The sequence below is a fragment of the Hymenobacter psoromatis genome (assembly GCF_020012125.1).
Taxonomy (GTDB): domain Bacteria; phylum Bacteroidota; class Bacteroidia; order Cytophagales; family Hymenobacteraceae; genus Hymenobacter; species Hymenobacter psoromatis.
Genome location: NZ_JAIFAG010000001.1, coordinates 2,698,681 through 2,719,089, shown reverse-complemented (window position 1 = coordinate 2,719,089; position 20,409 = coordinate 2,698,681). Strand labels below are relative to the sequence as shown.

Annotated in this window: 16 protein-coding genes; 6 read left to right on the top strand and 10 right to left on the bottom strand. The window is 59.8% G+C overall.

What is annotated here, in order from left to right:
• Positions 1–8: 8 nt before the first annotated feature.
• The 5 genes from LC531_RS11860 to LC531_RS11840 form a co-directional block, all read right to left on the bottom strand.
• Positions 9–755 (bottom strand): queuosine precursor transporter, encoded by a 747-nt coding sequence (locus tag LC531_RS11860; RefSeq protein WP_223650500.1) that lies wholly within the window; start codon positions 753–755, stop codon positions 9–11.
• 102 nt (positions 756–857) lie between these two features.
• Complete coding sequence (locus LC531_RS11855; protein WP_223650499.1) at positions 858–1,775, bottom strand: ribonuclease Z; 918 nt, start codon at positions 1,773–1,775, stop codon at positions 858–860.
• A 153-nt stretch (positions 1,776–1,928) separates the two neighbouring features.
• On the bottom strand, positions 1,929–2,303 hold the full coding sequence (locus tag LC531_RS11850) for an STAS domain-containing protein (protein WP_151089188.1): 375 nt from the start codon (positions 2,301–2,303) through the stop codon (positions 1,929–1,931).
• Between the two features lie 116 nt (positions 2,304–2,419).
• Positions 2,420–3,286, bottom strand: a complete 867-nt coding sequence (locus LC531_RS11845; RefSeq protein WP_223650498.1) for a DUF4198 domain-containing protein — start codon at positions 3,284–3,286, stop codon at positions 2,420–2,422.
• A 103-nt stretch (positions 3,287–3,389) separates the two neighbouring features.
• Entirely contained in the window at positions 3,390–5,228 is a 1,839-nt protein-coding gene (locus LC531_RS11840) for a glycosyltransferase (protein ID WP_223650497.1), read from the bottom strand.
• A gap of 155 nt (positions 5,229–5,383) precedes the next feature.
• Between LC531_RS11840 and LC531_RS11835 the strand changes: the two genes are divergently transcribed.
• Positions 5,384–6,013 carry a nitroreductase family protein gene (locus LC531_RS11835; protein WP_223650496.1) on the top strand — a complete coding sequence of 210 codons (630 nt, stop codon included), beginning with the start codon at positions 5,384–5,386 and terminating at the stop codon, positions 6,011–6,013.
• Between the two features lie 129 nt (positions 6,014–6,142).
• On the opposite strand, the gene LC531_RS11830 is transcribed toward LC531_RS11835, so the two are convergent.
• Positions 6,143–8,011, bottom strand: a complete 1,869-nt coding sequence (locus tag LC531_RS11830) for an alpha-amylase family glycosyl hydrolase (protein ID WP_223650495.1) — start codon at positions 8,009–8,011, stop codon at positions 6,143–6,145.
• A gap of 201 nt (positions 8,012–8,212) precedes the next feature.
• On the opposite strand from LC531_RS11830, the gene LC531_RS11825 reads away from it, so the two are divergent.
• The 5 genes from LC531_RS11825 to LC531_RS23015 all read left to right on the top strand — a co-directional run bounded on the left by LC531_RS11825 (position 8,213) and on the right by LC531_RS23015 (position 12,533).
• Complete coding sequence (locus tag LC531_RS11825) at positions 8,213–8,626, top strand: DUF6960 family protein (RefSeq protein ID WP_223650494.1); 414 nt, start codon at positions 8,213–8,215, stop codon at positions 8,624–8,626.
• Positions 8,627–8,690: 64 nt separating this feature from the next.
• Positions 8,691–9,602 carry an urease accessory protein UreD gene (locus LC531_RS11820; protein WP_223650493.1) on the top strand — a complete coding sequence of 304 codons (912 nt, stop codon included), beginning with the start codon at positions 8,691–8,693 and terminating at the stop codon, positions 9,600–9,602.
• Positions 9,603–9,774: 172 nt separating this feature from the next.
• Positions 9,775–10,899 carry a flavin monoamine oxidase family protein gene (locus tag LC531_RS11810; protein ID WP_269808158.1) on the top strand — a complete coding sequence of 375 codons (1,125 nt, stop codon included), beginning with the start codon at positions 9,775–9,777 and terminating at the stop codon, positions 10,897–10,899.
• Positions 10,900–11,174: 275 nt separating this feature from the next.
• Entirely contained in the window at positions 11,175–11,930 is a 756-nt protein-coding gene (locus tag LC531_RS11805; RefSeq protein WP_223650492.1) for a hypothetical protein, read from the top strand.
• A gap of 402 nt (positions 11,931–12,332) precedes the next feature.
• Complete coding sequence (locus LC531_RS23015; protein ID WP_418886495.1) at positions 12,333–12,533, top strand: Imm53 family immunity protein; 201 nt, start codon at positions 12,333–12,335, stop codon at positions 12,531–12,533.
• 452 nt (positions 12,534–12,985) lie between these two features.
• Here LC531_RS23015 and LC531_RS11795 read toward each other — a convergent pair whose 3' ends face one another.
• The 4 genes from LC531_RS11795 to LC531_RS11780 form a co-directional block, all read right to left on the bottom strand.
• Entirely contained in the window at positions 12,986–14,455 is a 1,470-nt protein-coding gene (locus tag LC531_RS11795; RefSeq protein WP_223650491.1) for a glutamate synthase subunit beta, read from the bottom strand.
• A 90-nt stretch (positions 14,456–14,545) separates the two neighbouring features.
• A complete protein-coding gene (locus LC531_RS11790; protein ID WP_223650490.1) occupies positions 14,546–15,025 on the bottom strand; it encodes a hypothetical protein in 480 nt (159 codons plus the stop codon).
• Positions 15,026–15,099: 74 nt separating this feature from the next.
• Positions 15,100–19,605, bottom strand: a complete 4,506-nt coding sequence (gene gltB, locus LC531_RS11785) for a glutamate synthase large subunit (protein WP_223650489.1) — start codon at positions 19,603–19,605, stop codon at positions 15,100–15,102.
• 355 nt (positions 19,606–19,960) lie between these two features.
• The gene (locus LC531_RS11780) at positions 19,961–20,362 is read right to left on the bottom strand and encodes a hypothetical protein (protein WP_223650488.1); all 402 of its coding nucleotides are present in this window, start codon (positions 20,360–20,362) and stop codon (positions 19,961–19,963) included.
• Between the last annotated feature and the right edge of the window lie 47 nt (positions 20,363–20,409).

The following is a 20,409-nucleotide window of genomic DNA, read 5'->3' as shown; positions in this document are numbered from 1 at the left end:
CGGATAATTTATACTCCCTCATCCACAAAAGCCTCTTCCTGTAATTCCGCTGTTTCTTCCGGGCCTAAATACCGGTCGATAACGTAATGCGCTAGGTAAAGTAGGGGGGTAAGGACGATGGCAGCGGCAAATTTATACCAGTAGTTGAATTTAGCTACACTGATAACCTGCGCCATTGACCAATTACCAAACAAATAGAATGCCACGTAGAGCACCACGAAGCTATCTACGAGCTGCGAGATGAGCGTGGAGCCGGTGGCCCGCAGCCAGATATACTTGCTGCCCGTGACCCGCCGAAATGCCTGGAATACGCTGGCATCCAGCACCTGCCCGATTAGAAACGCTACCAGCGAGCCGATGATAATACCCAGGCCCTGCCGAAAAATACTCTGGTAGGCAAACTCAATATTAAAGGGCCGGCCCTGCCCGTCGGTCTTATTTAAATCGAGCCAGAAATCAGCCGGAATTAATTTCGTAGTACCCAGAATAACCAAAAAGGCATACAAAATCAGCCCCACCGTGAGGAAGGTGATGCGCAGCACGCCCTTGCGCCCAAAGTACTCGTTAATAATGTCGGTGGTAATAAACACGACTGGCCACACTAGCACCCCCGCCGTGAGGTTGCCGCTGAGGCCGAAGGTTTTTTCGACCGAAAATATCTTGACGCCAATAATCTCGGCTAGCAGCGCATTCACTAGAAAAATGCCGCTGAGTACGAGGTAAAGCTGCTGTTTTTTGTGAGCGTGGGAGGGCATTTTTTAGGTGCGGTAAGCTTCGGCTTGCCGGGATAGGGTAGGGTAAGCTTTAGCTTGCCGGGCGTAAAGTGCAGATGCTAAAAAGGCAAGCTAAAACTCACCCTACACGCTTACTTCCAGCCCTTCGGTGGCTAGCTCGGTCCACGGGAAAACCGCTTGGGCCTCTTGTAGATGCGCGTCTAGTTGCTTGTAGCGCGAAGAGAAGTGACCGATGAGCAGGCGGTGCACATGGGCGGCGCGGGCCAGCTCGCCGGCCTGGCGGGCGGTGCTATGGCAGGTAGTAGTAGCGCGCGCGCGCAGGTCGTCCAAAAAGGTAGCCTCGTGGTAGAGCAGGTCCACGCCCTGGATTAGCTCGGCCAGGCTCGGCGTGTAGAGCGTGTCGGAGCAAAAGGCATAGCGGCGCGGCGGCGCGGCGGGCGTAGATACGTCGGCGTGGGCCAGGGCCGGGCGGCCGGTGGCGGGGTCTGCGGGCAGGTCCTGGCCTTGGGCCAGCTGCGCCAGCTCGGCGGGCGTGAGGGTGGGGGGTAGGCGCTCCTTCACCAGCTTGGCGCGGCGGTGCTGCTCCTCAAACAGGTAGCCGCAGCACGGTATCCGGTGGCGCATGGGCAGCGACGATACCCGCACCAGCGCATCCTCATACACCACGGCGTGGGCCTCGGTATCCACCGGCACGAAGGTGAGCGAGTAGCTCAGCTGCATCTGGGAGTGCAGGGCCTGGGTCGTGAGCACGAATTCCAGACCGGGCGGGCCCACCACCAGCAGCGGCTCCTGCCGGCCCTGCAAGCTGAGCGTGCTCAGCAGCCCAAACAGCCCGAAGTAATGGTCGCCGTGCAAATGCGAAATAAAAATAACCCGCAGTGAGCTGAGCCGGCGGCGGTGTTCCAGCAGCCGTAGCTGCGTGCCCTCGCCGCAGTCGATGAGGTAGCGGCCCTCGCCCACCGCCAGAATTTGCGCCGTGGGGTGGCGGCCTACCATCGGCGTAGCCGAGCCGCTGCCCAGTATCTGAAGCTCGAAAGTCACGATTGCTGCTTATTGAGTGCTGCTTGTTAATTGCTGGTTGTTATCCTGCTAGGCCAACGGCCAGCGCCAGGGTCTTGGCTAAAATGCCAATTGCTGGCCGTTGGCCCAGCAGGACAACAACCAGCAATTAACAATCAACAATTAGCTAAAAACTTACTCTTTATCCGTCAGGTCGCGCTCGATGGCGTGCAGAAAGATGCGGTCGATGCCTTCTTCCACGGTGGGCAGGATGTGCAGCACCGACTCCAGCTTGCTGATGGTGATGAGCTTGAGCACGTGGTCTTGCAGGCCGGTGAGCACCAGCAGGCCGCCCGTCGAGTTGCACAGCCGGTTGGCAATAAGGATGCTGCTGAGACCCGACGAGTCGGTGTACTTTACGTTTTGCAGGTCCAGTATCAGGTTGTTACTACCTTCCGCGTTGAGCTTAACGAACTCCGATTTCAGGTCAGGCGCAACGGTGGTATCGAGCTTTTTTTCATCAATGGTAATGACGGTGTAGCTCTCTTTTTTATCAATGGAATACTTCATAAAACCGCGGCGGGAGAATGAGAATTGGATGCAGAAGGGCGAAGGTAGGAAGAAAACGGGGAACGTGAAATGAAGCTTTATGCCTATCTCGTTCTTAACTATTTGAGCAGCTGAAACTACTGGCTGGCCAGCGAGCCAGGCCCTCCAAAGGTAAGTGAAGCCCACGTACTGAGCCAGTCGGCCCGCGCCGCCAGGGTAGCCGGCGCGGCCTCTATGCGCACAGTGGCCAGCAGGTAGGGGCCAGCCGTGGGCAAGCGCAGTAGTATCCGGCCCTGCGCATTAGCGTGGGTCACGAAATGGGTAACCAGTGGCGGCCCCGGTTGGTTTTTGGTGGCAGGCGCGGCCTGCCACACCTGCACCAGCGCGCCCGGCACCGCCTGCCCCTCGCGCAGCACCCGCACCGTGAGGGCTGCCCCCGGCCGCAGCCGGTAGGGGTTTTGCTCGAGCACTAACTCCAGCGGCAGGCCCAGCACGCGGCGGTAGGCGGTATCGGGCGCGGCGGGGGGTAGGGCCGCGCCGCGCGTAGCCAGCACCAGCGCCTTGGCGCAGCGCCGGTATGCCTCACGGCCAGGCTTAGTGGGGGTCTCGTCGGCTTCCTGGCGCTGGCGTAAGGCCTCGCCCAGGCCTTCCTCGCGCAGGTAGGCGGTGAACTTCGCAGCGGGCAGCTCGATGAACGACGGCCGGCTGGTGAGCAGTACCAAGTGCGTACCGGCGGTGGGGCAGTTCAGGGCCGGGGCCACGGAGTCGGCCAGCAGCGCCGGGCGCAGGTCCGTGGTGTCGGGGGGGGTAGGGCCGAGGCGCACGAAGCGCAATACCCGGCGCGTGGGCCGCGCCCAGGTTTCGCCCGCAAAATTCTCGCCCACCAGCAGCTTGATAGGTACTGATGCGCCGACAGTTGTGCGAAAGCTGGCCGGTTGCAGCCAGAACTCGTGGGCCAACGCGGCGGTGGTGAGGAAAAGTAAGAGGGGTAGGGCTTTGCGCATGAATAAAAGAAGTTAAAAGTGATGCGTGATGAGTTGAAAGGAATATCCTGCTGAGCTTGTCGAAGCATGACGTCCCTTCTAGCTCATCACCCTTAGCTTCCTCTCACTGCCGCTCCAGGGCTAGCCCATACGCCCGGTCGTAGTAGACGCGCAGGTTTTTCCAGTCGAAAATATCGGCGGAGCTTTCCACGCGGTTGCGCTGGCTGATGCGCTCGCGGCGGCTCAGTAGCACGAAATTCCAGAGCATCTCGGTTAGCTCCTCGGCAGCCTGGTCGAAGCTGCGCTCTTGGCGGCGCACCACGAAAATGCCCTTATCCTCGTGGTCGGCCACGTTTTTTTCCACGTAATCGCCAAAGCCGGAGAGGTCGCTCGTGATGGCCGGCACGCCACGCGCCACGCACTCCAGCGGCGTGTAGCCCCAGGGCTCGTAGTAGCTCGGAAACACGCCCATGTGGCAGCCGCGCACAAACTGCCCGTAGTCCATGCCAAACAGCGGCGAGGTAGTGCTCACAAAATCAGGATGGTACACTATTTTAACCCGGTCGTGCTGGTTGTTCACCAGGTTGGCCCGACGCACGAAATTCAGAATATCGTCGTCCTGGTCGTTCACCAGGTTGTGGGTGATAACGGAGGGTAGCTGCGTGGTTTTCCAGCTTTGCAGGCTGCGGCGGTAGCGTAGCTTCCAGTAATCATCCACCATGCTATCGAGGTCGGGTAGGCGATGGTTCTGGCTGGCAGCGGCGGCGTAAAACAGCCGCTCGCCCACCTGCTCCTCAATGGCGCGGCAGGTCTGGCGCACTTCTTCAAGCTGCGCACGGCTTTGCAGCACCAGCGGGTTGATGCTGGTGTAGGGCCGCTTGGTGATAAAAAACATTACTACCTGCCCCTCCAGGCCGCTTTGCTGCAAGCGGTGGTTGAGGCGCGCCAGAGCCTCCAAAGTCAGGTCGAAGCCCTTGTTGTGGTACTCGTAGCGGCCCGAAGTGAAGAGATAAATCGTCTGGTCGAGGTCGAAGGCGTAGCTCTGAAAAAAGTGCGCCATCACAAACTCATGGATTTTATCCTTGTAGAGCTTGTGCAGGTTTTGAAACTCGTGCAGGGCCACAAACCGCTCGATGTTCAGCCCGTTAGGCAGCACTGCATCCGGAATTCTATCCAATAAATAAATGCACTCACGCACCGTCAACTCGCTCACCGTGGTGAACACATGGCTGCCGTGGGCGGCGGCGCGCTCCATGCTCACGGCCGGCTCGATGTTGAAGCTGCGGGCCTGCGCGCGCCAGTCCACCAGCATCAGGTTGTCATAAAAATTGGGGTCGTTCATGGCCAGGTAGCGGCCCAGCAGCGTGGCGTGCGTGGTAAAGAGCAAGTGCACCGGCACCTGGCGGCGGCGCAATTCCGGGATGGCTACCCCCGTCATCCACTCGTGAAAGTGCCCAATTACCTGCCACTCGTCTACCGACTGGCGGGCCACGGTTTCGATGAACTGCGTGGCCAGGTGGCCGAAGGCAATAACCTGGTGCAACAGGTCATCATTGTCGGGCGCCGGAATCTGGTGGTCGCGCCAGAGGTCGCTTTTCAGCGTCGCCAGCTCGTTGTATTTTTGAAATGGGTTGATGAGCACCGTGCGGGGCCGGCCCGTGACGAGCCACACGCCCAGGCAGATATCCATGCCCTGCTCGCGCAGCGTGCGCACGGCGCGGGCGTAGGGGTCGTTCATGCCCAGCAGCTGGTCGTCGTCGTAGCTCTCAAACTCGCCCTGGGCCATCTGCGGAAAGTAAGGGCCCAGCAAGCAGTAGCGCCCGCCCCAGGCCGGCATGGTAGCCGGCACCTTCGAGCGGATAACCGTGTAGATGCCGCCGACCTGGTTGCACACCTCCCAGGCTACTTCAATGAGTAAGGAATCGGGAAAAAGAGCGTCGGGTACCGGTGGCAAGGACTGCATGAGCAAGGAGGATGGGGGTAGGAAGAAGGAGCGAAAGGTAAGCTGTCGGGCGAAGATGCACGGATTCTAAACCGTTCGTTATCGCCCGCCGACCTAAACAATACGGTAAATTCGCTGCTTTAGGCGCTGCTGCTTTTTCCAGCTTACTATTTCTCATGGCCGACCTCACCAACGTGCTCCAGACCGAGCACCCCATTCTTCCGCAGTTCACTCAGCGCCGCAGCCCGCGCGCCTACACCGCCCAGCCGGTGGCGGCCGAGGCGTTGCAGCGGCTTTTTACGGCCGCTGGTTCAGCGGCTTCGTGCTTCGGCGAGCAGCCTTGGCGCTTCATCGTGGGTAGCAAAGCCACTAGCCCCGAGGCATTTGAGAAAATCCTGGGCGCGCTGGCCCCCTTCAACCAGACGTGGGTGAAGGAAGCGCCCGTGCTGGCGCTGGCCGTGGCCAAAACGACCTTCAGCCACGATGGCAATCCTAATGCCTGGGCGCGGCACGACGTGGGCCAGGCCACCGCTAACCTGGCCGTTCAAGCCGTGGAGTTAGGCCTGCAAATCCACCAGATGGCCGGCTTCTCACCGGATGCTGCCCGCGCTGCCTTCGCCATTCCCGCTGATTTTGAGCTGGTTTCGATTTTTACCATCGGCTACCCCGGCCCGGCCGACGCACTACCCGACCCTCTCAAAGAGCGCGAAACCGCGCCCCGCACCCGCAAGCCGCTGGGCGAAATCATGTTTGAGGGCGGCTGGCCTAGCGTGCAAGGCGAGCGCTACGACCAGGCGAAGGTGTGAGTGAGGAAATTAATCAGAAAGAACGTCATGCTGACGCAGGAAGCATCTCACTCGCATCGCTGGACGAACCCGAACGATGCGAGCGAGATGCTTCCTTTGTCAGCATGACGTTCTTTTTTAATTACTCATTTACCGCGACAGCACCACTACCGCATAGCGCCCCAGCGCAAAGCTGCCGTGCTGAGGGTAGTCGTCGTAGTCGCCGCCTTGGGCTTCGGTGCCGTAGCTGGGGAAATTCTTGAAATCAGCATCATACCCGTCCCAGTTCGAGTTGAAGCGCACCTTCCACTCGCCGCCAGTGGGTAGGCCGATGGTGTAGTTATCATAGGTGCGATTAGCGAAGTTGACGAGCACGACAACTGCGTTGTCGGGGTGGTCATCCCAACGGGCGAAGGCGATTACTTTGTCCGTATTGTTGACGTGAAACACCCGGCAGCCCTGGCCGCGCAGGCCGGGCGTTACGCCGTGCTGGTCGCGCCGCAACGCAATAAGGTCGCGGTAAAGCTGCGTGAGACCCTGGTGCGCCTCGGCCCAGTCCCATTCTAGCGGCTCGGTGTCGTTGAACGAGCCAGGCATCAGAAATTCCTGGCCCTGAAACAGCATCGGAATGCCGCGCGAAGTGAGTACCAGCGCCGCGCCCAGCACGGTGCGTTTTTTGGCGAAATAGTTTTCCACGTCGCCGCCCCCGATTTCTTCGGGTAGGCGGCTTTTGCCATTGGCTACCTCGTCGTGGCTTTCGGTGTAAATAATGCGCTGAAAAGCATCGCCATTATACGTCGTGCAAATGGCACCAGCCACGGCGTGCATGTCGCGGTCGGCATCATTGGGCGTCGTCAGGGCCTCGTGCACGGGATAAATGAACGAGGCCGACCACTGCGCCGAAAAGCCTTCGCCGCCCTGCTCCGTAGCCCCCGTGATGGCGGGGTTCGAGCGCAGGTCCTCGGCGATGGTGATTTTCCAGGGCTGGCGGGATTTTATTTCCTCGTTCACCCAGCGCATCAGGCTCCAGCCGTCGGGCAGGTCCGCGCCAGGGTCTTCCTCGCCGTGCACGTTGCGGATAAAGGCGATGGCGTCCATGCGCAGGCCGTCGCAGTGGTAGTCTTCGAGCCACATCAGGGCATTATCCAGGATGTAGCGGCGCACCTCGGGGCGGCCGTAGTCGGGGCGGTTGTGGCCCCAGGGCGTTTCGCCCCGCCAGTCGTTGTAAAAATAAATGCCGCCCCCATCGTTTTCCTGCCACCCATCAAACTGCCACAAATCGAGGTCGCCCGGCCCAAAGTGGTTGTACACCACATCGAGCACTACCGCAATGCCGCGCTGGTGGGCCGCTTTCACCAACTCTCGAAACGCCTCCGCGCCGCCATAATCGCTTTCCAGCGCGAAAGGATTTGAGGGGTTGTAGCCCCACGAGTAAGCCCCCGGAAACTCAGTGGCTGGCATTATTTCGATGCAATTGATGCCCAGGTCGCGCAGGTAGTCCAGCCGCGCTATCACGTCGCGAAAAGTGCCGGGCTTGCCCGCCTCCGGCACGTTAAAAGTACCCACGTGCAGCTCGTAGATAACAAGGTCGTTCCAGGCCGGCATCTGAAAATTATCTTCTTCCCAGTCAAAATCATAGGTATCGAAGACCAGCGAGTGGCCCGCCGAGTTGGTGACGGCGCGGGCGTAGGGGTCGTTGCGGGTCAGCTCGCCGGTGGGCGTTTGCAGCACAAATTTATAGCCGTCGCCAGGCTTCACGCCGGGCAGGTCGGCGGCCCAGTTGCCATCTTGCTCCGCGCGCAGCGGGTGGCTGTTTTTATCCCAATCGTTGAAGGTGCCCATCACCGACACGGCGCTGGCGGCCGGGGCCCACACCCGGAAGGTGGTGCCGCCGGGGTGGGGTAGGGCCCCGAAGCCCTCGCGCACGGGCGCGGCGGCCGGTGGGGTAGTGGGTTTTTTGAGGGAAGCCGGCTTTTTCGGAGCGGCTGGCTTGGCTTTGGAGGGGGTAGGGGTAGGCATAAAAAAAGGCCGGCCGCGCGGGCGGCAGAAGTGCGCCCGGCTGGCGCGGCCAGCGATATAGAGGTCACTTGTACGAAACTAACCAGATTAGGATATGCTAGCCGCACTGGCGCAGCTTTTCGCAGGTGCACTACCCGTGCCGGGCAACCCAGGCGCGGATTTTTTGGTTTGGCTAAGCGCAAGCCTCCTTCCTTCCCGTTTATGCCCCGTCCGCGTCCCGTCGTTTTTGGTCTTTATGCTTGGTCGCCCGAGTACGGTTACCGCTACCTGCACCCTGCCAACCGGCGCTCGTTTGAGCTGCTGGAGCCGGTGGGCAAGGTTTTTGAAAAAGTGAGCGACCTCGACGACGATAGCGAGTGGATAACCCTGCGCTACGACGAGCAGCAGTTTCTGGTGCGGGGCGAGCTGTTCAAAGAGCTCTATAATAAGCCACTCTTCGGCTTCGGTGATTTGGTACAGGAAGTACGCCCTACCCCCGGCCAGCCCGCGCACCAGGGCCTCATCTCCGATATTTATTGGAGTGAAAGCCAGGACTGCGCCACCTTCCAGCTAGTCGAGCGCAAGCGCAAGCTGGCCCGTATTTTCGAGCCCGATGAGCTGCGCCACGCCGAGTAGCTGGGGTAGGCCCGGCGGGTAGGCAGCAGGGTGTGCAACGACTCGCCGTGCGCACCTTTGCCCGATGCCTACCCCCCCTCTTTTACCCAAGGCGGCCCAAAGCGAACTCCTTCGGGCCCTACCCGACACCCAGCCGTGGAGCGCGCTAACGGTAGCGCAAGTGCGGGAGCAGTCGCGCCTGGTGGCCAGCCGCAGCTTGCAGCCACTCAAGATTATCAACCCCAAATCGCCCGGCCCGGCCTGCCACGCCGTGCTGGCCAGCTACGGCGGCGGCTTGGTGGCCGGCGACCGCATCGCGCTGCGCGTGCGCTGCGAAGCCGATAGCCGCCTGCTGCTCACCACCCAGGCTAATACCCGCATTTTCAAATCAATAGACGGCAGCCAGGCCGAGCAGCTTACCGAAGGCCACCTGGCCGAAAACGCCCTGGCCGTGGTGCTGCCCGACCCCCTGGTGCCCCAGGCCGCCAGCCGCTACCGCCAGGCCCAGCACTGGCACCTGGCCCCCACGGCCACTCTGCTGCTGGCCGACTGGTGGCACGCCGGCCGCACCGACGCGGGCGAGGCGTTCGCCTTCACCACCTTCGCCACCGAGCTGCGGGTGAGCGTGGCCGGTCGCTTGGCGTTGCTCGACCGCTTCGCCCTGCGGCCCGAGGAGCATTTAGCGACCTCGCCGGCCACGTTCGGGGCCTATCGTTCGGCCTTGTCCATTTACCTGGTCGGCCCGCCCGGCGGGGCGCGCTTTCGGCAACTGGCCGCCGCCCTGCACCGCCTACCTCCCCCCGGCCAGACCGAGCTGCACGCCACCCTGGCCGGCCGCCCCTACGTGGTGGCCGTGAGCCAGGCGCGTGGAAACGTAGTGTTGGTGCGGTCGCTGGGTATATCGCGGCTTGCTTTGGAGCCGGTATACCAAGCCGTGTCGGCGGCGCTGGTTGAAGAGGAGCTGTTGGGGTTCAGTCCTTTGCAGCGGAAGTATTGAAAGTGGCTGATAGCTGCGGGCGGGAGCCCCACCCCCCAGCTTACGCCATTTACTGCGCGGGAGGTAACCGCGTTGAAGGGGGGTAGGGAATGAGCTTGCCCACTAGCCGGAGGTATTTTTGCACCCTTCTTCCCGGCCGGGACCTCACCCGTTATTGTTTAGCTGGATAGTAATGCCTGATAATCTTATTCCTGCGTCAACAGCGGCTGCGCCGGTTATCATCGTGGGAGCGGGGCTTTCAGGCCTTGTGGCGGCGCAAGCGCTGCAAGCGGCTGGCCGGCCGGTGCTAGTGCTGGAGGCCCGCGACCGGGTAGGGGGCCGCACGCTGGCCGTGCCGGCCCTGCCCGCCAGCCCCGAGGCCGATTGGCTCGACCTGGGCGCTACCTGGGGCTGGACGCACCACCCCTACCTGATGCAGCTGTTGGCTAGCCTTGGCCTCCAGCCCTTTGCGCAGCCTAGCGCCGGGGCCACGGCCTACGATACCCCGCAGGGCGTGCACCGCCTGGCCCACCCGGCGGGCTCGGCCGGCTATCTGCGCCTGGCGGGCGGAGCGGCCGCGCTGTGCCGGGCGCTGGCCCGCCAGCTACCTCCCGCTAGCCTGCGCCTGGAGTCCCGCGTTACGCACCTGCACCAGCTGCCGGGCGGGGCCGGCATTGCCCTCACAGTAGAGCAGGGTGGCCAGGCGTACCTACTCACGGCCCCGGCCGTGGTGCTGGCGCTGCCGCCGCGCCTAGTGGCCCACAGCCTGGCTTTCGAGCCCGCGCTGCCCGCGAAGGTGCAGCAGGCAGCGCGCGCCGTGCCCACCTGGATGAGCCACTCCATGAAGGGGATAGCGGTGTACGAAACGCCCTTTTGGCGGGCGCAGGGCTGGTCGGGCTACGCCGTGAGCCAGGTGGGGCCGCTGGTCGAAATCCACGATGCCTCGCCGGCGGCTGGCCAGCCGGGGGCGCTGTTTGGATTTTTCGCGGCCCCGCACCCGTTGCGCGCCGCCCCGGCGGCCGAGCGGCAGGCGGCGGTGCTGGCCCAGCTGGCGCGGCTGTTTGGCCCCGCCGCCCGGCAGCCCCTGGCTTATCACGAGCTCGACTGGACCCAGGAGCCCTTCACCAGCGCCCCCGGCGACGAGTACCAACCGCCGAGCGTGCCGCTGCAAGGCCCCGAACTGCTGCGCCAGCCCCTCTGGCACCGCACCCTCGTGTGGGCCGGGGCCGAAACCTCTGGCAGCGAGTGGGGCCGGCTCGACGGGGCCGTGGAATCGGGCCAGCGGGCAGCCGCGCAGGTGCTGAGTACTGCTGAATGAAGCATTGGGCTACGTGGTGCCCTATGCGCTTACTAGCTGGCTGATGCCTATATCATCGGCCAGCCAGTATAGCGCAAGAAGCCATCATTGCTTCCTGCGGGTAGCCCATGCGTCGGCGCGCCGACCTTGTAGCTCAAGAAACTTTGGCCCACACCAAGGCCCTGCATGCACCGGGTGCGTTGGCGCATTTGATGAAGTTGTTTAGGGAGTAGGGCAGCGTGCGGTGCCTATCTTGGGCCCGGCCCACGGTTGAGTTTACCGCGGCGCTCCTGCTCATGAGCCTACTTCACAAAAGCCTTGCTATCAACAGTGTGCTTATGCTACTTAGCGCATCTATTATCGGTACGGTACTGCACGAGTTGGCCCACTACATCGTTAGTGCGCACTTCGGGCTGAGCCCCACGATGCACCACAATTACGTAAACTTGGTCCTCGACGGTACCCCGCGCCAGCAGATTCTGGTGGCGGCGGCCGGCCCGGTTTTTTCGCTGTTACTGGGAGTGCTGGCGGCCGGGTTCGCCATCTGGCTGCCCCGGCCTTCGCTGGCCAAGCTGTTTTTGCTGTGGCTAGGTATGGACAGCATTCTGGGGTTTTTGGGCTACCTGCTCATCGCACCCATTGCTCGCGAGGGCGATACGGGCCTGGTATTTGCGTACTTCAGAGTGCCCTTATATGCGGCTATTATCCTCGCCGTGGTGGTTTTTGTGGGTTGCCAGCGGCTCTATGGCTGGTTTGCCACGCAGTTTGTATACTACAAAAACGCGCCCGTTTTCGACCTCGCCGCTACGCAGAAACAGCTGTTTCTCTACCCCATTCTTAGCGTCATCGTGCTGCTAACGCTGCTCAGCTTTCCTATCATCACTTGGGTGAGTCTGCTGCCCACCATTTTCCTGCCGATGACTTATTTCAGTACCTGGGGCGCGTATCGCCGCCTAGCCCCGACCAACGCGCCGATGGTGGTCGATGAAATCTCCCTACCCCTGGTAGCCCTGACAGTAGCTTCCGTAGCGCTGTTTCGCTACCTAGTGTGAATCTGCCTGACCAGTTCATGTCTTTATTAACTGCCAGCGCGCCTCCGTAGCTCAAGAAATGTTAGGCCAAGCCGAGGTCCTGCACGCGTCGGGTGCGTTGGCGCATTTAGTAGAATTATTCAGGGGGTAAGGCCAGGTGAATAGCCAGATAATATTCGCTACTTTAGCAGTAACAACCGCCCTATTCATGCCGAAGAAAATAGCATCTTTCCTAGTCTCTGAGCTACTAGCAAGTATTACCGTAAAACCTGCGCTGGATAATAAGTATATCAGCAATCAACCTTTTCAGGATGAAATAGACTTGGCTAGTCATGCTCTGAAAATCGTGGGATTACCATCGGAAGAGTTTTGAATGCAAACTACTAAAAATAAAGTTACTAATTTTAATCTCATAATTTTCTTATAAATATAAGTGATTTAATTACCCGGCTACAAGATTGGTATGAGATTAATTATAACGGTGACTGGGAACACAATAGCGGACTGTCATTAACTACGCTTGATAATCCTGGTTGGCATCTTATTTTAAGCTTGCAAGATACTACACTTGAAAATATCGAATTCGACAGGCAATATCAAAGCACTAGTTTTGAATATGGTTAGTTTTTCATCAAAAAAATAAATAAAAATCTTGAAATTAATTATGGACCCGAGTAATTTAAGTCAAACTTTGACTATTTTCTTTGACGACATAATTATAGGATATTCAGATAACAATATTTTTTAAAACATATATATCTAAATAATATGTCATGAGCCAATTATTTGGATAATTGCAAAAGGAAGAATTGTTTCCGAAAGTATTTTAGAATTAGTAGAAATACCATCTATAAAGCACAGTGAGATAAAGCTGAAAAATTTAGACGACATCGATTTCACCGAAAATGAAATGCATATTTTTGCTCATCATTTCAAAGTAGGTGACCTAATATCAACAGACATAGGAGATATGTTCGACGGAGTTAAACTGGTAGCTAAAATGAAGGCATAAAAAAGGAGAATACCCGAAAGCAACGGCTTCCAGGGCTTCTCTTTTATACCAATACCCAAAACCCTCACTTAAACATCCCTACCGCATTCTTGCTTGGCAAATTCGTCTTACCCATCAAAAATATATCGACCTGCCGGGCGGCCTCTCTACCCTCCGAGATGGCCCAGACGATGAGTGACTGGCCGCGACGCATGTCGCCGGCCACGAACACGCCGGGGAGGTTGGTGTGGTAGGTGATTTCGGGGGCATGCACGTTGCCGCGCTCGTCCAGCCCTACCCCCAGCTGGCCGAGCAAGCCAGCGTTGGCCGGGCCGGTGAAGCCCAGGGCCAGCAACACCAACTGGCACGGGATTTCGCGGTCGGAGCCGGGCACTTCTTCGAAGCGAACGCGGCGGCCCATTTCGTCGGTTTCCCAGGTTACGTCGCTCACGAGCAGGGCGCGCACCTGGCCGTGCTTGTCGCCGAGGTAGGCCTTGGTGTTCACGCCCCAGTAGCGCTGGCAGCCCTCCTCGTGCGAGCTACTGGTGCGAAATACGGTGGGGTAGAGCGGCCACGGCGTGTGGGCGGGGCGCTCCTCGCCGGGCTGGTGCATCATGGCGAACTGCGCTACCGACTTGGCTTGCTGACGATTGGCGGTGCCTACGCAGTCGGAGCCCGTGTCGCCGCTGCCGATAACTACCACGTCGAGGCCATCGGCCAGGATGTGCTCGCTGTCCACGGGCGTATCGCTCACGCGGCGGTTTTGCTGCGTCAGGTACTCCATCGCGTAGTGGATGCCAGCCAGCTCGTGGCCAGGCAAATTTAGCTCGCGCGGGGCCGAGGCTCCGCCCGCCAGCACCACCGCGTCGAAGGTGCGGCGCAGCTTATCGGCCGGCAGGTCGCGGCCGATTTCCACGTTGCAGCGGAAGGTCACGCCGGCCTCTTCGAGCAGCTTAATGCGGCGCTCAATCACCCATTTTTCAAGCTTAAAATCGGGCACGCCGTAGCGCATAAGACCGCCCGCGTGCGGGTCGCGCTCGAAGATGGTCACGACGTGGCCGGCCTCGGTGAGCTGCGCCGCCACCGCCAGCCCGGCCGGGCCGCTGCCGACCACGGCCACCGTTTTGCCGGTTTTCAGCACCGGCGCGACGGGCCGCACGTAGCCCTTCTCGAAGGCAATCTCGATGATGTGCTTCTCGATTTCCTCAATCGCCACCGGCGCGCTGTGGATGCTCAGCACGCAGGCCGACTCGCAGGGCGCGGGGCAGATGCGGCCCGTAAACTCGGGGAAATTATTGGTGGCTGACAAGATATCATACGCCGCCCGCCAATCCTGCTGGTACACCGCCTCGTTGAACTCGGGAATGATATTGCCCAGCGGGCAGCCCGAGTGGCAAAACGGCACCCCGCAGTTCATGCAGCGGGCCGCCTGCTGGTGCAGCTCTTTCTCGGGGTAGAGGCCGATAAATTCCTGGTAGTGGGCCACGCGCTCGGTCGGGGCCGCCTTAGGCGGCGCGGTGCGCGGGTATTCTTTGAAGCCGGTGATGTTGCCCATTGTGCGGTTTTAGCTCGTTCTGGCGGTGCGCCTCACCCCCCGGCCCCCTCTCCGAAAAGGAGAGGGGGAGCCAAGATGGCGCGCTTATTATTAGAAGTTTTGAACTTGACCTAACTTTATTACAGTATTTGTACTAAAATCGCAGTTGCAAACTGTTCTATTCAGTATCGTCTGTATTGACTCTGGCACTTGTGTTATTAGCAAGGGTTTATTAGGTTGGGTTATCGCCGAATAATCCTGCTTTTCTAAATCTCTTCGATAATTCGGTTCGATTCTATCGAAGGAATAGAGTCCACAATCCGAATAGTTAGCGAAGCTTGATAAAAATTTTGCTTTTTGCTCGGTACCCTTAATTTCTTGCGGGTAAGAAAAGTTGGGAGCGAGTTTGTGGCCTGTTCTTTCCTTCAAGGATGTGAAATAATCTACCACTGATTCTAAGTCTTCCGCAGAAGTAGAAATAGAATTAGGCAGAATCCCGCCGTTGGAAGAAAAATGACCTATGCTACCCTGTTTGTCAATAGCAAACCAATCATAATCGGTCACTTCCTGGTCGATTTCTGTAATCTGCATATTCATTAGCTAAATCAGTATTACTAGGCTCCCCCTCTCCGTTTCGGACAGGGGGTAGGGGGGTGAGGCGCACGCTAGGCGGCAGCCACTTTCCCCACCAGCACCCGCTTATATTCCAGTGGAAACACCTTCACGAACCGCCCGGCTTCCTCCTCCCAGTTGCCCAGCAGGAAATTAGCCAGGTGGCTACCCGTCAGCTCCACGTGTTGCTTAAGCAGCGTCTGAATCTCGGCTTCGTCCGTTTCCGTCAACCCTTCGAGGGCTACCATGTCGGGGTTGCAGTTCACGGGGAACCGGCCTTCGGGGTCATAGACCCAGGCCAGGCCGCCGCTCATGCCGGCGGCAAAGTTGCGGCCCGTGCGGCCCAGCACCAGCACCCGGCCGCCGGTCATGTACTCGCAGCCGTGGTCGCCTACCCCCTCCACCACGGCCGTCGCGCCCGAGTTGCGCACCGCGAAGCGCTCGCCCGCCTTGCCGCGCACGTACAGCTCGCCCGAGGTGGCCCCGTAGAGCGCCACGTTGCCGATGAGGATGTTGTTTTCGGGCGTGAAGGTGCTGGCGGCGGGCGGGAAAATGGCCAGCCGTGCCCCGCTCAGGCCCTTGCCCACGTAGTCGTTGGCCTCGCCTTCGAGCTTGAAAGTCAGACCGCTAACTGAGAACGCGCCGAAGCTCTGCCCAGCCGAGCCGGTGAACTTGTAGCGGATGGTATCGGCGGGCAAGCCGGCGGCGTGGTAGCGCTTGGCAATCTCGTTGGAGAGCAGCGTACCGATGGTGCGGTCAGTGTTCTTCACCTCGAACGCGGCCGTCACGACTTCCTGCCGCTCCAGCGCGGCTTGCGCGTGCTCCAGCAGTTGCCAGTCGAGCACGTCGCTGATGCCGTGGTCCTGGCTTTCGCTGTTGTAGAGCGTGCCACCCGAGATGTTGGGGGCGGGCGTCAGCACCGCGCTGAGGTCAATGAGCTTGGCCTTCCAGTGGCCGGCTTCGGGGTTCACTTTCAGGAATTCGCTGCGGCCCACCATCTCGTTCAACGTGCGGAAGCCCAGCTCGGCCATGATTTCGCGCAGCTCCTCGGCCAGAAAGCGGAAGAGGTTGACGATGTGCTCGGGCTTGCCGCTGAACAACTTACGTAGCTCGGGGTCTTGGGTGGCCACGCCCACGGGGCAGGTGTTGAGGTGGCACTTGCGCATCATGATGCAGCCGCCCGCGATGAGAGCGGCCGTGGCCACGCCAAATTCTTCGGCGCCCAGCAGGGCGGCCACGGCCAGGTCGCGGCCGGTTTTCATCTGGCCATCGGCTTGCAGCACCACGCGGCTGCGAAGCTGGCTGCGGAGCAGCGTTTGCTGCGCTTCAGCCAGGCCCAACTCCCAGGGCAGGCCGGCGTGGCGGATGCTGCTGAGCGGCGAGGCACCCGTGCCGCCGTCGTAGCCCGAGATGAGAATCACGTCGGCGTGGGCCTTGGCCACGCCCGCCGCAATCGTCCCTACCCCCGCCTTGCTCACCAGCTTCACGTTGATGCGGGCGGCGCGGTTGGCGTTTTTGAGGTCAAAAATCAGCTGCGCCAAATCCTCGATGGAGTAGATGTCGTGGTGGGGCGGCGGCGAGATGAGCCCTACCCCCGGTGTGGCGTGCCGCACCTTGGCAATCCACTCATCGACCTTGTGGCCAGGAAGTTGGCCACCTTCGCCGGGCTTCGCGCCCTGCGCCATCTTGATTTGCAGCTCGTCGGCATTGGTCAGGTAGTGGGCCGTCACGCCGAAGCGGGCCGAGGCGATTTGCTTGATGGCCGAGCGCATGGAATCGCCGTTTTCCATGACTTCGTAGCGCAGCGGGTCCTCGCCGCCCTCGCCGGTGTTGCTCTTGCCGCCGATGCGGTTCATGGCGATGGCCAGCGTGCTGTGCGCCTCGTGCGAAATCGAGCCAAACGACATCGCGCCGGTGGCAAAGCGCTTCATGATATTCTCGGCCGGTTCCACTTCTTCCAGCGCAATGCTAGGCCGGTGCTTGGCAAAGCCTAGCAGCCCTCGAATGGTGAAGAGCTGGTTGGGATGGTCGTTGAGCAGCTGGGCGTACTTCTTGTACGTCTGATAGTTACCGGTGCGGGTAGCGTGTTGCAGCAGGTGCACCGTTTCGGGATTGAACATGTGCGCCTCGCCCTTGCGCCGCCACTGGTACACGCCGCCCGTATCGAGCAGCTCGGGCCCCACGGTGCTTTCCTGCTTGTAGCCGTGGTGGTGCTTGTAGAGGGTTTCGCGGGCAATCTCATCCAGCCCCAGGCCCTGAATCCGGGTCACGGCACCAGTAAAATACTGGTCCACCACGCTTTGGTTAAGCCCCAGAATCTCAAATACCTGCGCGCCGTGGTACGACTGTAAAGTTGAGATGCCCATCTTCGAGAAAATCTTCAGCAACCCATCGCACACCGCCTTGATGTAGTTGTAAGCCAGCTTTTCGGCAGGCAGGTTATTGCCCAATAAGCCGGCCGCGTGGCGCGTCTGGATGGTGGCCAGCGCCAGGTAGGGGTTCACGGCCGTGGCTCCAAACGACAGCAAACAGGCGAAATGATGCACTTCCCACACGTCGCCGGCCTCCACCACCAGGCCCACCGAACCGCGCTTGCCACTCTTAATGAGGTGGTGATGCACCGCCGACACCGCCAGCAGCGACGGAATGGGCGCGTGCTCCGAGTCCATTGCCCGGTCGGAGAGAATCAGCACCTCAAAGCCGTCGTGCACCGCGTCTTCGGCGTAGCGGCACAGGCGCTCCAGCCCCCGTTGCAACGCCCCTGGCTTGCCATCGGCCTTGAAGTAGGTTTGCAGGGTCTTGGCCTGAAACGAGCCAGTGTCGATGCTGCGCAGCTTTTCCAGCTCGCGATTGCTTAAAACGGGCTGCTTGGCGGCCACGCAGTGGCAGTGGCGCGGGTCCTCATCCAGGATGTTGCCGTTGTTGCCAATAAACGTGGCCAGGCTCATCACCAGCCGCTCCCGGATGGGGTCGATGGGCGGGTTGGTTACCTGCGCGAAAAACTGCTTGAAGTAGCTGCTTAGGTGCTGCGGCTGGTCCGAAAGCACGGCCAGCGGCACGTCCACGCCCATTGAGCCGATGGGCTCCTTGGCCTCTAGCGCCATCGGGGCCAGGATGGTTTCGAGGTCCTCACGCGTGTAGCCGAAGGCCTGCTGGTACTTCATCACGGCCTCGGGGCCGAGGTCGGTGAAGGTGAGGCGCGGCTCGGGCAGGTCCTCCATCTGAATCTGGTAATCCTCCAGCCAGCGGCCATAGTCTTGCTGGCCAGCTGCTTGCGCTTTAATCTCGCGGTCAGTGAGGATGCGGCCGGCCTTGGTATCCACCACGAACATCTTGCCCGGCTGCAAGCGGCCTTTCTTAATGATGCTCTCAGGGGCCAGGGGTAGCACGCCCGCCTCGGAGGCTACCAGCACGCGCCCATCATTGGTGATGGCGTAGCGCAGCGGGCGCAGGCCGTTGCGGTCGAGCATGGCACCCACCAGCGTGCCATCGGTGAAATTAAGCGCCGCTGGACCGTCCCAGGGAGCCATAAAGGTGGCGTGGAACTCGTAGAACGCCTTTTTGAGCGGGTCCATCTGCTCGTTGCCGTCCCAGGCTTCGGGCACCAGCATCATCATTACATGGGGTAGGGACCGCCCGCAGTGCAGCAGTAGTTCCACGATGTTGTCAAGGCAGGCCGAGTCCGACTGCCAAGGGTCAATCACGGGCAGTATCATCTGCATCTCCTCGGCCGAAAAGTAGGGCGAAGCGTAGGTGGGCAGGCCCGCAAAAAACCAGTTCAAGTTGCCGCGCAGCGTGTTAATCTCCCCATTATGAGCTAGGTAGCGAAAGGGCTGGGCCAAGCGCCACGAGGGCATAGTATTGGTCGAAAAGCGCGAATGCACCAGCCCAAAAGCCGACGTTACGCGCTCGTCGCTGAGGTCAGGGTAGTACATACCCACCTGGAATGTGGTCAGCTGCCCCTTATATACGATGGTGCGGCACGAGAGGGAGGCGAAATAAAATGCTTCCATCGCCGTCGGCACTTCTTTCTGCAAGGTGTTGACAATCAATCGCCGAAACACGTACAGCTTGCGCTCGAAGTCGGCATCCGTGGCCAGCCCCGCCGGCCGGCCTAGAAACAGCTGCTCAATTACCGGCTCGGCCGATAGTGCTGTGACGCCGATGCCCGCCGTGCGCACCGGTACCGGCCGGTAGCCCAGCACAGAGATGCCTAGCCGCGCCGCCGCCCCGGCAATAATCTGCTTGCAGGCTTCGCGCAGCTTTTCCTTCTTCGGAAAAAACATCATGCCCACGCCATAGTCACCCGGCTCGGGCAGCCGGATGCCGTGCTTCACGCATTCCTCCAGCAAAAACCAGTGCGGTAGCTGAAGGAGCACGCCCGCCCCGTCGCCCGAGTCGGCATCGCAGCCGCAGGCCCCGCGGTGCTCCATATTGGCGAGCATGGTGAGGGCATCGGCCACCATCTGGTGGCTCTTGCGCCCGTCGATGGACGTGATAAAGCCCGTCCCGCAGGAGTCGTGCTCAAACTCGGGCCGGTAAAGGGTGGGCGTAGTCATGTCAGTAAACAATTAGCAAGCAGTGAGCGATTAGGGAGCGTTGGAGCAAGCGGGCCGGACATAAGGATGCGGCGCTGGCCCCAAGCTGTTTTTGAAAACAGCGAGGCCAGTGCCGGAAACCGGCAAATCCGTGATGGGTGGGGGGAGGGGTAGGGCGCGGGGAGGGCGGCGCAAGCTAACAAAGTCAGATTCTGCCGAAACATTGCCGCTTGGGGAGGCGGCAACCGGGGGGTAATATACGGTGCTAGGGGTTAAGTCGCGCCGTTGGGGGGTGTCTTAGGCGGCCAAAGCCGAGTAATGCAATAGTAGCATGTAGACAAGGAGCTACTACTTATTCCAAAAATCTTCAGGGCGATTATAAATTAGCCCATTCGAGTGACTCCTTCTTTAAAGTATCTGGTTCAATTTTTAGAAATTCATCATCTTTGCATTGAACCCCAAACTTTAGATTGTACTTTTTCTTTTTCAACACAAACCAAGTCTCATTACTTTTCTTTAAAAGGGTATCTCCTAATTCAGCTGCCTCTATTATATTGACATAGAATCCTCCTGCGTCATCGTAGGCCACTGGTTTTGTCGTAACAGGTTCGTAGCCTCTAAAGTCTATTTCTCTGCCGACGCTTTTATTCACCTGCAAAACTAAATTGATTTCTTTACCAAGAAAAGAAGTTTTATATTCTTCGCATTTCGGCATTAAAAAGCATGAGCTTAACCCTGGCAGAATAAGTATGGACAATTTCCAAAATTGGGCATTCATTATGCAGAAATAATAACCTCGGCTTCCCCAGCGCCTGCTGCCTACCG

What these genes read in the sequence shown, in the direction of transcription:
- LC531_RS11820 (WP_223650493.1), top strand. Translation starts at nt 8,691, where the DNA reads ATGCCTACCCCCCCTCTTTTACCCAAGGCGGCCCAAAGCGAACTCCTT.
- LC531_RS11795 (WP_223650491.1), bottom strand. Translation starts at nt 14,455, where the DNA reads ATGGGCAACATCACCGGCTTCAAAGAATACCCGCGCACCGCGCCGCCT.
- LC531_RS11845 (WP_223650498.1), bottom strand. Translation starts at nt 3,286, where the DNA reads ATGCGCAAAGCCCTACCCCTCTTACTTTTCCTCACCACCGCCGCGTTG.
- LC531_RS11780 (WP_223650488.1), bottom strand. Translation starts at nt 20,362, where the DNA reads ATGAATGCCCAATTTTGGAAATTGTCCATACTTATTCTGCCAGGGTTA.
- LC531_RS11860 (WP_223650500.1), bottom strand. Translation starts at nt 755, where the DNA reads ATGCCCTCCCACGCTCACAAAAAACAGCAGCTTTACCTCGTACTCAGC.
- LC531_RS11840 (WP_223650497.1), bottom strand. Translation starts at nt 5,228, where the DNA reads ATGCAGTCCTTGCCACCGGTACCCGACGCTCTTTTTCCCGATTCCTTA.
- LC531_RS11805 (WP_223650492.1), top strand. Translation starts at nt 11,175, where the DNA reads ATGAGCCTACTTCACAAAAGCCTTGCTATCAACAGTGTGCTTATGCTA.
- LC531_RS11830 (WP_223650495.1), bottom strand. Translation starts at nt 8,011, where the DNA reads ATGCCTACCCCTACCCCCTCCAAAGCCAAGCCAGCCGCTCCGAAAAAG.
- LC531_RS11825 (WP_223650494.1), top strand. Translation starts at nt 8,213, where the DNA reads ATGCCCCGTCCGCGTCCCGTCGTTTTTGGTCTTTATGCTTGGTCGCCC.
- LC531_RS11835 (WP_223650496.1), top strand. Translation starts at nt 5,384, where the DNA reads ATGGCCGACCTCACCAACGTGCTCCAGACCGAGCACCCCATTCTTCCG.
- LC531_RS11850 (WP_151089188.1), bottom strand. Translation starts at nt 2,303, where the DNA reads ATGAAGTATTCCATTGATAAAAAAGAGAGCTACACCGTCATTACCATT.
- LC531_RS11810 (WP_269808158.1), top strand. Translation starts at nt 9,775, where the DNA reads ATGCCTGATAATCTTATTCCTGCGTCAACAGCGGCTGCGCCGGTTATC.
- gltB (WP_223650489.1), bottom strand. Translation starts at nt 19,605, where the DNA reads ATGACTACGCCCACCCTTTACCGGCCCGAGTTTGAGCACGACTCCTGC.
- LC531_RS11790 (WP_223650490.1), bottom strand. Translation starts at nt 15,025, where the DNA reads ATGCAGATTACAGAAATCGACCAGGAAGTGACCGATTATGATTGGTTT.